This window comes from Sphingopyxis sp. RIFCSPHIGHO2_12_FULL_65_19 (genome assembly GCF_001830555.1).
Taxonomy (GTDB): domain Bacteria; phylum Pseudomonadota; class Alphaproteobacteria; order Sphingomonadales; family Sphingomonadaceae; genus Sphingopyxis.
Genome location: NZ_MIAM01000004.1, coordinates 1 through 15,339, shown reverse-complemented (window position 1 = coordinate 15,339; position 15,339 = coordinate 1). Strand labels below are relative to the sequence as shown.

Genomic DNA, 15,339 nt, shown 5'->3' with positions numbered 1-15,339 from the left:
ACCGCGCCCCGCGCCAGCACGGCCCCGGCTGGCCGGGCGAGGAAAAATGGGTGTGGCTGCGGCTCAAGCTGCTGGCCGACGCGGGCCTCGTCGGCCTGCCCAACGCGGGCAAGTCGACGTTCATCAACGCGGTCAGCAATGCGCAGGCCAAGGTCGGGGCCTATGCCTTCACCACGCTTCGCCCCCAGCTCGGCGTCGTCAGCCACAAGGGCAATGAGTTCGTCGTCGCCGATATTCCCGGCTTGATCGAAGGCGCTGCCGACGGCGCCGGGGTCGGCGACCGCTTCCTCGGTCATATCGAGCGTTGCCGCGTGCTGCTCCACCTCGTCGACGCCAATGACGAGGATGTCGCGACCAGCTACCGCATCGTCCGCGACGAGCTGGAAGCCTATGGCGCCGACCTGATCGACAAGCCGGTCATCGTCGCATTGAACAAGATCGATACGCTTGACGACGAATTGATCGCCGCGCTCTCGGCCGAGCTGGCCGCCGAAAGCGGTCATCAGGTGATGGCGCTGTCGGGCGCCAGCGGCGCGGGCGTGCCCGAGGTGCTCGACACATTGCTGGAAGCGATCGGACATCCCGAACCCGGCGAAGACGACAGCGACGATACAGCGGGCTGGTCGCCACTGTAATAATCTTCGTTCACGACCAGATGCAGGAACGAAACGCTACCGCAGAGAATTTCATGCGGAACAACAAGGATTTCGCATGACCCATCGCAGCAAATTCTCCGCCTTGCTTATCACCATGCTCGCGCTTTTCGCTGTTCCGGCGAACGCACAGGAAACCGGCGAAGGCGGGGAAAAACGGACGCGCCTGATCCTGGGGCCGCAACTGGCGCCCTCGTGGCCCGGTGCGGACAAGTTCAGCGTCGGCCCCTATGTCGATTTTTCGCGCACCCGCGACGACGAATTTGTCTTCGAGGCGCCCGACGAAAGCCTGGGATCGCCGCTCATTCGCTCGGGCAAATTCGCGTTCGGGCCCGCGGTCGGCTTCATAGGCAAGCGCAAGGCCACCGATATCGGCGCCGACCTGCCCAAGGTCGGCTTTTCGGTCGAGGCCGGCGCCTTCACACAGGTCCACCTGACCCCCGCACTGCGCCTTCGCGTCGAAGGCCGCAAGGCGCTCAGCGGCCACAAGGGCTGGGTTGGCGAGGTGACCGCCGACTATGTCGCACGGCAGGGCGACGACTGGCTTTTCTCGATCGGCCCGCGTGTGACGCTGGGCGATGCCAAATACCATCGCGCCTATTTCGGCGTGACCCCGGCCGCCGCGGCGACGTCGGGCCTTGCCGCTTATGATCCCGGCGGCGGCATCCAGTCGGTCGGCGTCACCGCAGGTTACCACCGGATGCTCGGCAAACGCTGGGGCATCGCCGTTTATGGCCGCTACGACCGGCTCGTCGGCGACGCCGCCGATTCGCCGGTGACGCGCGAGCTGGGATCGCGCAGCCAGCCCTCGGGCGGCATCGCGCTCAGCTACACATTCGGTGGCCGCTAACGAGCGGAAGCGGACATTTCTTCTCCCCTCCCGCTTGCGGGAGGGGTCGGGGGTGGGCATTGACGGTGCGATGGCCCACCCCGCTGCGACTAGCCAGCAAGCTGGCAAGTCTCGCTGCCCCTCCCGCTTGCGGGAGGGGATGGTCACGTACTTCCTAAATGGCCGCCCTCCACCCCAACGCCAACATTCGGGAAACCGCGTGAACCGGCCCGCCCCGGATATTCGCATTGGCGCCGCCCGCGCATCGCGCTATCGGCGGCGGCATGCTGTTCGCGCCCGCCTCTTGCTCCCGGTTGATCGTCAAGATCGGATCGGCCCTGCTCGTCGATCCGGCGGGCGCGGTGCGGCGCGACTGGCTGGTGGGCATCGCCGCCGATATCGCCGAACGGAGGCGCGCGGGCCAGCAGGTCGCGGTCGTCTCGTCGGGCGCCATCGCGCTGGGCGCGCGGCGGCTGGGGCTTGCCAAGGGGGGCCGCGGAACGCTGGAAGATGCGCAGGCGGCCGCGGCAACCGGACAGATCGCGCTCAGCCAGGTGTGGGCGGAAGTGCTCGGCGCCGAGGGGCTGACCGCCGCGCAGATGCTGGTGACGCTGGGCGACCTCGAACATCGCCGCCGCTATCTCAACGCCGCGGCGACCCTCGACCGGCTGCTCAGCCTTGGCGTGGTGCCGATCATCAACGAAAATGACAGCGTCGCGACCGAGGAAATCCGGTTCGGCGACAACGACCGCCTTGCCGCGCGCGTGGCGCAGGCGGCCGCGGCGGGCGGCGTCATCCTGCTGTCGGACATCGACGGTCTTTACGACCGCAATCCGGCGCAGGCGGGTGCCGTGCATATCGCGCGCATCGAGCGGATCGACGCCGGCATCGAGGCCATGGCCGACACCGGATCCGCTTCGGGCATGGGATCGGGCGGCATGGTGTCGAAGATCGCGGCGGCGCGCATCGCCAATGCTGCGGGGGCGCATCTTGCGATCGCGTCGGGCCGGATCGACCGGCCGCTGTCGACCGAAGCACGGCACAGCCTGTTCGTCGCCGAAAAGGGCGCGAGCGCGCGCAAGGCCTGGCTTGCGGGCGGACTGACCGCCATGGGCCGGATCGAGATCGACGCGGGCGCCGCAAAAGCATTGCAAGGCGGCGCGAGTCTGCTCGCGGCCGGCGTGACCGCGGTCAGCGGCAACTTCGCGCGCGGCGACATTCTCGACATCATCGGCCCCGACGGGCGCGTCATTGCGCGCGGCCTGTCCGAATATCCCGGCGTCGATGCCGCGAATATCGTCGGCCTCGGCCGCGAGGCGCAGGAGGCCGCGCTCGGCTACGCGCCGCGCAGCGCGGTGGTGCACCGCGACCATATGGTGCTCCTCTGACCGCGCCGGTTCTTGCGATGACCGGCGCCACCGGCTTTGTTGGCGGTGCGACGATGCGCGATGCACTCGCCGCGGGCTGGCACGTCCGCGCCCTCACCCGCCGCCCGCAAGCTGCGCGCGACGGGGTGACCTGGATCTCGGGCGCGCTCGACGATACCGCCAGCCTTGCCGAAATGGCGGCGGGAAGCGATGCGGTCATGCACATCGCGGGCGTCGTCAACGTGCCCACCCGCGCCGCGTTCGAGGCGGGCAACGCCACCGCCACCGCGCATGTCGTCGATGCGGCGCGCGATGCAGGCGTCACCCGCTTCGTCCATGTGTCCTCGCTCGCCGCGCGCGAACCCGCGCTGTCCAACTATGGCTGGTCGAAGGAACGGGCCGAGGCCGTTGTCCAGCGCAGCGGCCTCGACTGGACGATCGTGCGGCCGCCCGCAGTGTTCGGCCCCGGCGATGCCGAAATGCTCGACCTGTTCCGCATGGCAAAGCGCGGCATCGCGCTGGTGCCGAGCGGGCGGATGTCGGCGATCTATGTCGACGAACTCGCCCGCCTGCTCGTCACGCTCGCCGCCGACCGCGGCGCCAGCATCGGGCAGGTTTACGAACCCGACGACGGAAAGCCCACGGGCTGGTCGCATCGCGGCTTCGCGCGTGCGGTCGCCCGCGCGGTGGGGCGGCACCGCCTGTCGACGATCGCAACCCCTGCCCTGCTGCTCAAGGCCGGCGGGCGGCTCGACAAGCTGGTCCGCCGCAACCGCGCCAAGCTGACCCCCGACCGCGCGCGTTATATTGCGCATCCCGACTGGGTCGCGACCGAAGGCGCAGCGCCGCCCGCCGCGCTGTGGCGCCCCGAACTGAGCACCGACGACGCCCTCGCCGAAACGGTGCGCTGGTATCGCCGCGAAGGCTGGCTCTGACGTCGCCGGTGCGGCGGTGTCGCCCGCCCGTCGAAGCGTGCATTGCCAAGGGCGGGCCGCGTCCCTAGGTTTGCCCGCATGACCGACACCACAGCGAACACGCCCAACGATCCCGCCGGCCCCTGGGCCATCCCCGTCCGCCGCCCGCTTCCCGGCGACGAGAAACCCAAGCGGGCGACCAGCTTTCCGCGCAAGGTCTGGAACCTGCTCGTCGGGATCAAGGACGCGCTCGCGCTGATCTTCCTGCTGCTGTTCTTCGTCGTGCTGTTCGGCCTGCTCGCGGGGCGTCCCAATGCCGGGCTGCCGGTCAGCGAGGGCGCATTGCTGATCGAACTCGACGGCATCGTCAGCGAACAGCCGTCCGAGGTTGACCCGTTCGCCGCCCTGTCCGGCGGCGCTCAGCTTAAGGAAATTCGCGTCCGCGACGTCGTCCATGCGCTGGAGGTGGCCGCCGACGACAAGCGCGTGACCTCGGTCGTGCTCGACCTCGACCGCTTCCTTGGCGGCGGGCAGGTGTCGCTCGCCGAAATCGGCGCGGCGGTCGACAAGGTGCGCGCGAAAAAGAAGCCCGTGCTCGCCTTTGCCACCGCCTACACCACCGACAGCTATCAGGTCGCATCGCATGCCAGCGAAATCTGGGCCGACAGCATCGGCGGCGTCGCCATCGCCGGGCCGGGCGGATCGCGCCTCTATTACAAGGGGCTGATGGACCGCCTTGGCGTCACCGCGCACATCTACCGCGTCGGCACCTTCAAAAGTGCCGTCGAACCCTTTCTGCGCACCGACCAGTCGCCCGAAGCAAAGGAGGCCGACCTCGCCTATGCCAGCGTGCTCTGGGAAAACTGGCTGAGCGACGTCAAAAAGGCACGCCCGGCGGCCAAGGTCGACGCCTTCATCGCCGATACCGCGGGCGCCGTGCGCGCGGCCGGCAATGATCTGTCGAAGGCATCGGTCGATGCCGGTCTGGTCGACAAGCTGGGCAGCCGCATGGCGTTCAGCCGCCGCGTTGCCGAAATCAGCGGCGTGGCCGACGACAGCAAGCCGTGGGAATATAATGCCATCCCGCTCGAAAACTGGGTCGCGGCCAACCCGCCCGCGTTGAAGGGCAGCGCGATCGCGGTCGTTCCCGTCGTCGGCGAAATCGTCGATGGCGAGGCTCCAAGCGGAATCGCCGGGGGCGAAACCGTCGCGCAGCATATTCTCGACGCCGCCACCGACGGCAGCGTGAAGGCCATCGTCCTGCGCGTCGATTCGCCCGGCGGGTCGGTGCTCGCTTCCGAAGAAATCCGTCAGGCGCTGCTGGCCGCCAAGGCCAAGAAATTGCCAATCGTCGTGTCGATGGCGAATGTCGCGGCGTCGGGCGGCTATTGGGTCGCAACGCCGGCCGACCGCATCTTTGCCGAGCCCGAAACGATCACCGGGTCGATCGGCGTGTTCGGCATATTGCCGAGCTTCGACCAGTCGCTGGCAAAGATCGGGGTCACCGCCGACGGCATCGCGACGACGCCCTTGTCGGGACAGCCCGACATATTCGGCGGCGTGAATGACGAGTTCAACGCGCTGGCGCAGGCCAGCGTCGAGGATATCTACGGCCGCTTCACCGCCCTTGTCGCCAAGAGCCGCAAGCAGCCGATCGAAAAGATCCTGCCGATCGCCGAAGGGCGCGTCTGGGCGGGCGGGACCGCGCGCCAGATCGGGCTCGTTGACCAGTTCGGCGGTCTTCCAGACGCGCTCGCGGCGGCGGCGAAACTCGCCAAGGTCGAGGGCGATTTCCACGCCAAATATTTCGAGGACGAGCCGAGCGAATTTTCAAAAATGCTCGCCAACTGGTCGGGCGCCGAAAAGGAAAGTGCGGCGCTGCCGCGCGGCTGGTTCGGCATCGCGGCGATGAACCGCCGCCTCACCGAACAGCGGCTGGTGCAGGACCTGACGTTGCTGACGCAGGCGGGGTCGGTGCAGGCCTCGTGCCTCGATTGCCGCGCCTACCTTCCCGCCGTCCCGCGGCCCGGTCAGGCCGAGGCGAAGGGTTTCTTCGGGGCGCTGGTCCTAATGTTGAAATAAGGCTGTGTATCTCCGCGAAGGCGGGGATCCATCTCCCTTCGGTTCGACATTGCGCCCACGGATGATGGGCCCCCGCCTTCGCGGGGGCACGCGCCCTAAACCGAGACTTCGCCTAAGCCGTCACCGCCACCGCATTCGCATGCTCCGCAATCGCATCGGCCAGCGTGTCGACCAGCGCGAGCGGCAGGTCGTGCCCCATACCAGGGATCGTGAGCAGCCGCGCACCCGCGATATTGTCCGCCGTGTCGCGCCCGCCCGGCAGCGGCACCAGCGGATCATCCTCGCCGTGGACGACCAGCGTCGGCGCCTTGATCGCCTTTAGCAGCGGACGCCGGTCGCCGTCGGCGACGATCGCTGCCATCTGGCGCGCGACGCCTTGCGGATACCAGCCGCGCTCGAAATCGGCGCGCACCCGGCGCTGCAACCGATCCTCGTCCGAGGGGTAGCCGGGGCTGCCGATGACGCGCGCGGCGCGCACGGAATAGGCGATCAGCGCCTCCCTGTCGCCGCTCATCGGCCGGTTCGCGAGCACCTGCATCGCTTCCTTCTTTGCGCGCGGCAAGCGGCGGTTGCCGGTGGTCGACATGACCGAGGTCAGCGACAGCACGCGTTCGGAATAACGCGCCGCGATATGCTGCGAAATCATCCCGCCCATCGACACCCCGACGACATGAACGCGCGTGATGTCCAGATGATCGAGCAGCGCGATGCCGTCGGCCGCCATGTCGGCCAGCGTGTAGGCGGGACGAACCGGCAGCCCGATCATCGATTTGACCACCATCCATTTGACGTTCGGCACCCCTGCCGCATCGAAACGCGTGGACAGCCCGACGTCGCGATTGTCATAGCGGATGGTGCGAAACCCGTGCGCGTTCAGCGCATCGACAAACTCGTCGGGCCACAGGGTCAACTGCCCGCCCAGCCCCATTACCAGCAGGATCACGGGCCCGTTGGCCGGTCCCTTGTCTTCATAGGTGATGGTGATGCCGTTCACGGCCGCCTGCTGTGTCTGCATGGAAATCCCTTGGCTGGAAACGCGGATCAACTCGCCGTGGCGGGTTTGTAATTCGCGGCGTTAGAGGTGAATTCGGCCCGGCCATAACCGTCGAGCTGGCGCTCGATCCGCCGGACAAGACGGCGATCGGCCAGATGGCGGACCACGGGAAGGCGCGAAGCGACGCGGTAGGCCGCCATACGCCCCGCGATCCCCAGCATCGTCGCGCCATAGATGAGGTGGTCGCGGCGTCGCACCGGCACCCCCACGCTCGCCGCCCGCTCCTCGTCGCCGGCCAGAAACGCCTTCACAAAGAAGACGCGGCTGACCGAATGTTCGAGGCGGCGCTTGACCTGTCCCTTGGGCGACATGTCCTTCGACAATTCGGCGTCCATCGTCGCGCGTAGCAGCCCGCCGCAAACCTGGTCGTCATATTCGTAGCGCAGCGTCGCGCTGCGCGTGCGCCAGATGCGGACGATCTCCTGCGGCGTGTCGGCGAGCAAATCTTCGGGCAGCCCCAGAAGATAGCAGCGATAACGCGCCAGCTCGACGCGGGCGCGTTCGAGCCGGGTAAAGCTGGTGCGCCCCTTCGCCAGCACCTCCTGCGACAGGAAATAAACCGGGATCAGCCCGGCGGGCATCTGGTCGAGCTGGGGGATCGGCATGCCATAGGTCTCGGCGTCCCACATGCCGGGGCGGGAGAGCACATTCACGCGCACCATCGAATGCATCAGCCGCACCATCGCCGCCGCCTTGAACCCGGCCCCGAAGCGCGCCAATGCGCCGGGCAATGCCGTCGTCGCAAAGAAGGTCGCGGTTTCCTTGACCCGCCGCGCTGCGGTCGCGTGGCCCAATGTGCCGGTCAGCGCCATCGGCAGCGCCGAATATTTGTTGAGAAAGGTCGCGATGAACGCGCCGCGGATCAGGAAGGGTGACAGGTTCGCGGTCGCGTTGCGCTCATAAGCCGCGCCCTCCTCGACCAATGCCATGTCCAGCCATTCGGGCGTCCGTTCCATTTCCCCGATCAATGCGGCCAGTTCGGGCGGCGCATCGGCAACGGCCTCGATACCCTTGTCGCACGCCTCGACCAGCATCGCGACCGTCTGATGGAAACCGAGGCGCGGCATCAGCGCGGCATAAGCGTCCCCGGTGCGGTCGCCGAGCATCGTATATTCGCGGATGCGCGCGAGCAGGTCGGGATCGTCCAGATAGGTCGCGCGGTCGATGCTGCGCACGCGGCTCAGTTCGCTCACCGCGTCGATTTCGGGGGCCCAGCGTTCGGGCGCCTTGTCGAAATCGAACCGGCCGAACAGGTCGGGCAAGGCATCGGCCTGATCCCGCACCCGGCGGGCGATGGTGCTGACATCACTGTTCACAAGGCGAACCTGCCACAGTTTCGCGATTTGGCAAGCCTATTGGCCGCGATAGGTGGGGAGCGCGAGCGACCAGCGGATCGCCGCGCCGCGCAGCATAAAACCGGCCAGTGCGCCCGTCGCGGCGGCGACGGGCGTTCCCGTCCCCAGCCATTGCAACAGCAGGAAAAGCCCCGAAGCGAGCGCCGCTGCCGTCACATAGACCTCCGGCCGCATGATAATCGACGGCACCCCGGCCAATACATCGCGGATCGTGCCGCCGACGCAGCCGGTGATGACGCCCATCATCAGCGCGGGGACCGGCGGCACGCCCCACGCCAGCGCCTTGGCCGTGCCGAACACGGCGTAGGCCGCGAGACCCACCGCGTCGGCCCATTCGAGCAATTGTCCCGCCCACCAGCGTTCGGGGGTCAGCCAGACGACCAGAGCGATCGCGATGCACACCGCGGCGATGGCGCCGTCCTGCACCCAGAACACCGGCGCGCCGATCAGCAGGTCGCGCACGCTGCCGCCGCCCACACCCGTCACGAGCGCAAAAAAGGCCGCGGTCACGAGCGTCTGGCGCAGCCGCACCGCCATCAACGCGCCCGACAGCGCAAAAACCCCGATGCCGACCAGGTCGAGCAGGCGGACGATCAGCGCATTGTCGATGTCGAACAACGTCGGACCTATTTCGCGTCGGGGCGCACGCCGCCGATGACCGAAAGGACGATGGCGGCGACCGCGCCCCGGATGACCGGCTCGGCTTTCGGCGCGAAGAAGGGCGAGTGATTGGTCGGCACCGGCTGGCCTTTCGCCTTCAAATCGGCCAGCACCGCGGGGTCATAACCGCCGATCGCGAAATAGAGCGACGGGATGTCGGCATCGACAAATTCGGAATAATCCTCGCTCGCGGATACCGGCGCGGCGCTTGCGGGCGCAAACAGCAGCCGATCGCCGAACACGGGTTTCAGCGTCGCAAAGCCGTTCGCCGCCATCGATTCATCGTTCACGAGGCTGGCGGTGCCGGACAAATAGGTGATCGTCGGTTCGGGCGCATTCCCCATCATCGCCGCCGCCTTCGCAGACCGTTCGGCACCCGACCGCAGCAACTGGCGCACTTCGGGGGTCAGCGACCGCATGTTGACCTTTACCTCGGCGCTGTCGGGGATGATGTTGGGCGCGCTGCCGGCGTTGATCGCGCCGATGGTCAGCACGCCAAATTCATTGGGGTCCTTTTCGCGGCTGATCACCGTCTGGACGTCGGTGACGAAACGCGCGGCGATCGGGATCGGGTCGAGCGCAGCCGACGGCATCGATCCGTGCCCGCCGCGGCCGTGGAAAATGATCGAATAGCTGTCGGAGGCCGAAAACGCCGTCCCCGCCTTGATGCCGACCGTACCCGTTGGCCCGTTCAGCACATGCGCCGCAAAACCATAGTCGGGCTTGGGAAAGCGCGTCAGCAGCCCGTCGTCGAGCATCGCCTTGGCGCCCTTCAAAATCTCCTCGGCAGGCTGGCCGATCAACACGACCGTGCCGGACCAGCTGTCGCGCATCGCGGAAAGCGCCTGCGCAACGCCGACCAGATAGGCGACATGGGTGTCGTGGCCGCAGGCGTGCATCACGGGCACATCCTTGCCCTCATAGGTCGCACGCGCCCTGCTCGCCCAGGCGAGCCCCGTCTTTTCTTCCATCGGCAGCGCGTCCATGTCGGCGCGGATCAGGATCGTCGGCCCCTCGCCATTTTTGAGCACCCCGACGACGCCCGTCCCGCCGACCTTTTCGGTCACGGTGAAGCCCGCCTTGCGCAGATGCTGCGCCAGGATGGCCGCGGTGCGGACCTCTTGCAGACCGAGCTCGGGATTCTGGTGGAGGTCGCGATAGAGCGCATCGAGCGCCGGATAATTTTTGTCGAGCAGCGCGGTCAGACGGGCATTCGCGGCATTGAGGTCGGGCGCCGCCTGCGCCCCGGTCGCGGTCAGGGAGAGAGCCAGCGAAGCCGCTGCCCAGAGCCCATGCTTCGCCATATTCTCTCTCCCCCTTGTCGCCTATCAGATGTGGATCGGCTTCCCCGTCACCGCCATCGCAGCTTCCTTCACCGCTTCGCTGTGCGTCGGATGCGCGTGACAGGTGTAGGCGATGTCTTCGGACGTCGCACCAAATTCCATCGCTTGCGCCGCCTGCGCGATCATCGTGCCCGCGACGCTGGCGATGCACCACACGCCGAGCACGCGATCGGTCTTGGCATCGGCGATGATCTTCACGAACCCGTCGGGCTCATGGTTCGTTTTGGCGCGGCTGTTCCCCGCCATCGGGAATTTGCCGACCTTGATCGCGGCCTTTTCCCCACCCGCCTTCTCGATGGCCTGCTCTTCGGTCAGGCCGACGCCGGCGATTTCGGGCATGGTGTAAACGACCGACGGAATGACATCATGGTTCACGATGCCGGTCAGCCCGGCGATATTTTCGGCGCAGGCGATGCCTTCGTCCTCGGCCTTGTGCGCGAGCATCGGGCCGGGGATGACGTCGCCGATCGCCCAGATGCCGGGAACCTGGGTCGAGAAATCATGGTCGGTTTCGATCTGCCCGCGCTGGTTGACGGTCAGGCCCGCCTTGTCGAGCCCCAGGCCATCGGTGTTCGGGCGCCGCCCGATCGACACCAGCACCACATCGGCCTCCAGCGTTTCCGCTTCGCCGCCCGCCGCGGGCTCGAGCGTCAGGACGGCCTTCTTGCCCTTGACAGCCGCGCCGGTGACCTTGGTCTTGAGCTTGAATTCGATGCCCTGCTTCTTGAAGATGCGGTTCGCATCCTTGCGCACATCGGCGTCCATGCCGGGCAGGATCTGGTCGAGGAACTCGACGCAGGTCACCTTGGCGCCCAGGCGGCGCCACACGCTGCCGAGTTCGAGCCCGATCACGCCGCCGCCGATCACGACCATATGGCCGGGCACCTTGGCAAGTTCGAGCGCGCCGGTCGAATCGACGATGATCTGCTTGTCGTTATCAACCGCGACACCCGGAAGCGGCGTGACCGACGAGCCCGTCGCGATGATGATGTTCTTCGCGCGATAGGCCTTGCCCGCGACCTCGACCGTGTCGGCCGACGTGAACTGGGCATAGCCCTTCAGCCAGTCGACCTTGTTCTTCTTGAACAGGAATTCGATGCCGCCGGTCAGGCCCTTGACCGCGTCGATGCGCTGGCCGTGCATCGCGGGCAGGTTCAGCTTGGGGGTCACGTCGATCCCCATCTTTGCCATCGCGCCGTTCGCCGCCGCATCGAAATATTCCGACGCATGCAGCATCGCCTTCGACGGGATGCAGCCGACGTTGAGGCAGGTGCCGCCCAGCGTTTCGCGCCCTTCGGCGCACGCGGTTTTCAGCCCGAGCTGCGCCGCGCGGATCGCCGCGACATAGCCGCCGGGGCCCGAACCGATGACAAGGACGTCGTAGTCGTAATCAGCCATTTATCGTTCCTTTACCCCTCAGGGGACGGGGAGAAATATCATCAGAGGTCGATCAGCAACCGCGTCGGATCCTCAATCGCTTCCTTGATCGTCTTCAGGAAGGTCACCGCTTCGCGGCCGTCGATCAGGCGATGGTCATAGCTCATCGCGATATACATCATCGGGCGGATCACGATTTCGCCATTGCGGACAACGGGGCGATCCTCGATGCGGTGGAGGCCGAGCACCGCCGACTGCGGCGGGTTGATGATCGGGGTTGACATCAGGCCGCCGAACACGCCGCCATTGGAAATGGTGAAGGTGCCGCCGGTCATGTCGTCCATCGTCAGCGTGCCGTCCTTAGCCCGTTTGCCAAGGTCGGCGATCGCCTTTTCGATGTCGGCAAACGACATGCTATCCGCGTTGCGCACCACCGGCACGACCAGGCCGTTCGGCGCGCTCACCGCGACCGAGACGTCGAGATAGTCGTGATAGACGATTTCGTCGCCGTCGATCCGCGCGTTGACCGCGGGGATGTCATGCGCGGCGAGTGCCACCGCCTTGGTAAAAAAGCTCATGAAGCCAAGGCGGACGCCATGCTTCTTTTCAAAGCTTTCGCGATATTTGTCGCGCGTCGCCATCACCGCCGACATGTCGACGTCGTTGAACGTCGTCAGCATCGCGGCGGTATCTTGCGCCGATTTCAACCGCTTGGCGATCGTCTGGCGCATCCGCGTCATCTTGACGCGTTCCTCGCGGCGGCCGGGGGCGGCGCTGGCGGCCGGGGCGGGCGCGGCGGCCGGAGCCGGGGCGGCGGCCGGCGCATTGCTGGCGGCGGCGAGCACATCTTCCTTGGTCAGGCGGCCGTCCTTGCCGCTGCCCTGGATCTTCGTCGGGTCGACGCCATGTTCTAGCACGAGACGGCGCACGGCGGGCGACATGGTGGTCACGGTGTCGACGCCGTCGGCGGCCGGGGCCGCGGTTGCGGCGGGGGCCGGAGCGGCGGCCTCGGCCTTGGCGGGTGCGGCGGCCGCAGGCGCCGGAGCGGCGGCGGCACCGCCCGCTTCGACCGTCGCGATCGTCGCGCCGACATTGACCGTTTCACCGACCGCGACCAGCTGCTGGCCCATCACCCCGGCGACGGGCGACGGCACTTCGACCGCGACCTTGTCGGTCTCAAGGCTGGCAATGGGTTCGTCGAGCGCAACGGCCTCGCCGGGCTTTTTCAGCCATTCGCCGATCGTCGCTTCGGTAACGCTTTCGCCCAGCGTGGGGACTTTGACTTCGGTGCTCATGCGTGCAGTTCCTTAGGGCTTAAGCTTTGTTCTTGGCGCGGCGGATTTCGGCGCGAACCGAAAGGCCGAGCGCATCGGCAACGAGCGCAGACTGTTCGGTCTGGTGGCGGCTCATCAGGCCGGTCGCGGGCGACGCCGCGGCGGCGCGGCCGGCATAACGCGGGCGCATCCCCTTGTGCCCGGCCTCGGTCAGCGAATCTTCGATCAGCTCATTGACGAAGAACCAGGCGCCATTGTTGCGCGGCTCTTCCTGCGCCCAGACCACCTCTTCGAGCTTCGGCATCCGCTTCAGGCGCACCGCAAGCGGCTCGCCGGGGAAGGGGTAAAGCTGTTCGATACGGATCACCGTCGTATCGGTCAGGCCTGCCGCATCGCGCGCTTCCATCAGGTCGTAGCCGACCTTGCCCGAACAGAGCACGACGCGCTTGATGTCCTTGTCGGCGGGCGGGGTGCGGTCCGACATGATGCGCCGGAAATGCGCATCGCCGATGAAGTCGCTGCGCTGCGACACCGCCAGCTTGTGGCGTAGCAGCGACTTGGGCGTCATGATGATCAGCGGCTTGCGGAACGGGCGCAGCATCTGGCGGCGCAGGACGTGGAAATAGTTCGACGGGGTCGAGATATTGCACACCTGGATATTGTCGCCCGCGCACAGTTGCAGGAATCGTTCGAGACGCGCCGAGCTATGCTCCGGCCCCTGCCCTTCATAGCCGTGCGGCAGCAGCATCACCAGCCCGTTGGCGCGCAGCCACTTGGCCTCGCCCGACGCGATGAACTGGTCGATCATGATCTGCGCGCCGTTGGCAAAATCGCCGAATTGCGCTTCCCACAGCACCAGGCTTTTCGGATCGGCCATCGCATAGCCATATTCGAAACCGAGCACGCCATATTCGGACAGCGGGCTGTCGAGCACCTCGAACCGGCCGTGCGGCACGGTGGTCAGCGGGACATATTTGGCCTCGGTCTTTTGGTCGACCCAGACGGCGTGACGCTGGCTGAACGTGCCGCGCCCCGAATCCTGGCCCGACAGGCGAACCTGATAGCCTTCGCTGAGCAAGGTTCCGAAGGCGAGGCTTTCGGCGGTGGCCCAGTCGAACACTTCGCCGTCGCTCTTGTCGGCAAACATCGCGCCGCGCGCGTCGATGACGCGGCGCAGCGTCTTGTGAACCTCGACGTCGGCGGGGATCGTCGTCATCGTGCGGCCGATCGCGTCGAACAATTTGTCCGACACGCCCGTGGCGATGTTGCGGCGCGCATTTTCGGGGTCGGCCGGGGCGTGCAGCCCCGACCAACGCCCGGCGAACCAGTCGGCCTTGTTCGGCTTGTAGCTTTTCGCCGCGTCGAAATCGCCTTCGAGCCGCGCGATGAATTCGGCGCGGCGCGCGTCGGCCCAACCGGCGTCGATCACGCCTTCGGCCTCCAGCTTCGCGGCGCACAGCTGCGACACCGGCGGATGCTGGCGGATGCTGGCGTACATCAAAGGCTGGGTGAACGACGGCTCGTCGCCCTCGTTATGGCCGAAGCGGCGATAGCACCACATGTCGATCACGACGTCGCGTTTGAACTGCTGGCGGAAATCGATCGCGAGCTTGCACGCAAAGGTCACCGCTTCGGGATCGTCGCCGTTGACGTGCAGGATCGGCGCCATCACGCCCTTTGCAACGTCGGACGGATAGGGCGACGAGCGCGCGAATTGCGGGCTGGTCGTGAAGCCGATCTGGTTGTTGACGATGAAGTGGATGCAGCCGCCGGTATTGTAACCGCGAATGCCCGAGAAACCGAGGCATTCCCACACGATCCCCTGCCCCGCAAATGCCGCGTCGCCGTGGATCAGCACCGGCAACACCTGCTCATGCTTTTCCAGGTCGTCGCGCACGACCTGCTGCGCGCGGACCTTGCCGAGCACCACCGGATCGACCGCTTCGAGGTGCGACGGATTGGGGACCAGCGACATATGCACCGACGCGCCGCCAAACTCGCGGTCGGTCGAGGTGCCGAGGTGATATTTGACGTCGCCCGACCCGCCGATGTCGTCGGGGTTCGCGCTGCCACCGGCAAATTCGTGGAAGATGATCTTGTAGGGCTTCGCCATGACGTTCGCGAGCATGTTGAGCCGCCCGCGGTGCGCCATCCCATAGACGATCTCGCGCACGCCATATTGGCCGCCATATTTGATGATGGCTTCCATCGCGGGGATCATGCTCTCGCCGCCGTCGAGACCGAAGCGCTTGGTCCCGACATATTTCTTGGCGAGGAATTTTTCCCATTCCTCGGCCTCGATCACCTTGTTCAGGATGGCGCGTTTGCCCTCGACCGAAAATTCGATGATCTTGTCGGCACCTTCCATCCGTTCTTGCAGGAACTGGCGTTCCTTCAGATCGGCGATGTGCATATATTCCAGGCCGACATT

12 protein-coding genes are annotated in these 15,339 nt (G+C 66.6%); 5 read left to right on the top strand and 7 right to left on the bottom strand.

The features are described 5' to 3' along the window. The 5 genes from A3E77_RS00745 to sppA all read left to right on the top strand — a co-directional run. On the top strand, positions 1-635 hold a 635-nt coding region (locus tag A3E77_RS00745; RefSeq protein WP_293642996.1), incomplete at its 5' end, for a GTPase. Positions 636-711: 76 nt separating this feature from the next. Beyond that, complete coding sequence (locus tag A3E77_RS00740) at positions 712-1,503, top strand: MipA/OmpV family protein (RefSeq protein ID WP_293642995.1); 792 nt, start codon at positions 712-714, stop codon at positions 1,501-1,503. A gap of 263 nt (positions 1,504-1,766) precedes the next feature. Further along, complete coding sequence (proB, locus tag A3E77_RS00735) at positions 1,767-2,870, top strand: glutamate 5-kinase (RefSeq protein ID WP_293642994.1); 1,104 nt, start codon at positions 1,767-1,769, stop codon at positions 2,868-2,870. Positions 2,871-2,887: 17 nt separating this feature from the next. Further along, positions 2,888-3,784, top strand: coding sequence for an NAD-dependent epimerase/dehydratase family protein (locus A3E77_RS00730; RefSeq protein WP_293642993.1), 897 nt, complete (start codon positions 2,888-2,890; stop codon positions 3,782-3,784). A 78-nt stretch (positions 3,785-3,862) separates the two neighbouring features. Then, positions 3,863-5,845, top strand: coding sequence for a signal peptide peptidase SppA (gene sppA, locus A3E77_RS00725; protein ID WP_293642992.1), 1,983 nt, complete (start codon positions 3,863-3,865; stop codon positions 5,843-5,845). A 112-nt stretch (positions 5,846-5,957) separates the two neighbouring features. Here the strand turns inward: sppA and A3E77_RS00720 are convergent, their stop codons facing one another. The 7 genes from A3E77_RS00720 to A3E77_RS00690 all read right to left on the bottom strand — a co-directional run. Then, positions 5,958-6,860 (bottom strand): alpha/beta fold hydrolase, encoded by a 903-nt coding sequence (locus tag A3E77_RS00720; protein ID WP_293642991.1) that lies wholly within the window; start codon positions 6,858-6,860, stop codon positions 5,958-5,960. A gap of 26 nt (positions 6,861-6,886) precedes the next feature. Next, positions 6,887-8,215 carry an oxygenase MpaB family protein gene (locus A3E77_RS00715; protein ID WP_293642990.1) on the bottom strand — a complete coding sequence of 443 codons (1,329 nt, stop codon included), beginning with the start codon at positions 8,213-8,215 and terminating at the stop codon, positions 6,887-6,889. A 36-nt stretch (positions 8,216-8,251) separates the two neighbouring features. Further along, complete coding sequence (locus A3E77_RS00710; protein WP_458574393.1) at positions 8,252-8,872, bottom strand: trimeric intracellular cation channel family protein; 621 nt, start codon at positions 8,870-8,872, stop codon at positions 8,252-8,254. Positions 8,873-8,880: 8 nt separating this feature from the next. Continuing rightward, positions 8,881-10,218, bottom strand: coding sequence for an amidohydrolase (locus A3E77_RS00705; RefSeq protein WP_293642989.1), 1,338 nt, complete (start codon positions 10,216-10,218; stop codon positions 8,881-8,883). A gap of 24 nt (positions 10,219-10,242) precedes the next feature. Continuing rightward, positions 10,243-11,655, bottom strand: a complete 1,413-nt coding sequence (lpdA, locus tag A3E77_RS00700; RefSeq protein WP_293642988.1) for a dihydrolipoyl dehydrogenase — start codon at positions 11,653-11,655, stop codon at positions 10,243-10,245. 41 nt (positions 11,656-11,696) lie between these two features. After that, entirely contained in the window at positions 11,697-12,929 is a 1,233-nt protein-coding gene (odhB, locus tag A3E77_RS00695; protein ID WP_293642987.1) for a 2-oxoglutarate dehydrogenase complex dihydrolipoyllysine-residue succinyltransferase, read from the bottom strand. 19 nt (positions 12,930-12,948) lie between these two features. Continuing rightward, on the bottom strand, positions 12,949-15,339 hold a 2,391-nt coding region (locus A3E77_RS00690; RefSeq protein WP_293642986.1), incomplete at its 5' end, for a 2-oxoglutarate dehydrogenase E1 component.

What these genes read in the sequence shown, in the direction of transcription:
- A3E77_RS00740 (WP_293642995.1), top strand. Translation starts at nt 712, where the DNA reads ATGACCCATCGCAGCAAATTCTCCGCCTTGCTTATCACCATGCTCGCG.
- proB (WP_293642994.1), top strand. Translation starts at nt 1,767, where the DNA reads ATGCTGTTCGCGCCCGCCTCTTGCTCCCGGTTGATCGTCAAGATCGGA.
- A3E77_RS00730 (WP_293642993.1), top strand. Translation starts at nt 2,888, where the DNA reads ATGACCGGCGCCACCGGCTTTGTTGGCGGTGCGACGATGCGCGATGCA.
- sppA (WP_293642992.1), top strand. Translation starts at nt 3,863, where the DNA reads ATGACCGACACCACAGCGAACACGCCCAACGATCCCGCCGGCCCCTGG.
- A3E77_RS00720 (WP_293642991.1), bottom strand. Translation starts at nt 6,860, where the DNA reads ATGCAGACACAGCAGGCGGCCGTGAACGGCATCACCATCACCTATGAA.
- A3E77_RS00705 (WP_293642989.1), bottom strand. Translation starts at nt 10,218, where the DNA reads ATGGCGAAGCATGGGCTCTGGGCAGCGGCTTCGCTGGCTCTCTCCCTG.
- lpdA (WP_293642988.1), bottom strand. Translation starts at nt 11,655, where the DNA reads ATGGCTGATTACGACTACGACGTCCTTGTCATCGGTTCGGGCCCCGGC.
- odhB (WP_293642987.1), bottom strand. Translation starts at nt 12,929, where the DNA reads ATGAGCACCGAAGTCAAAGTCCCCACGCTGGGCGAAAGCGTTACCGAA.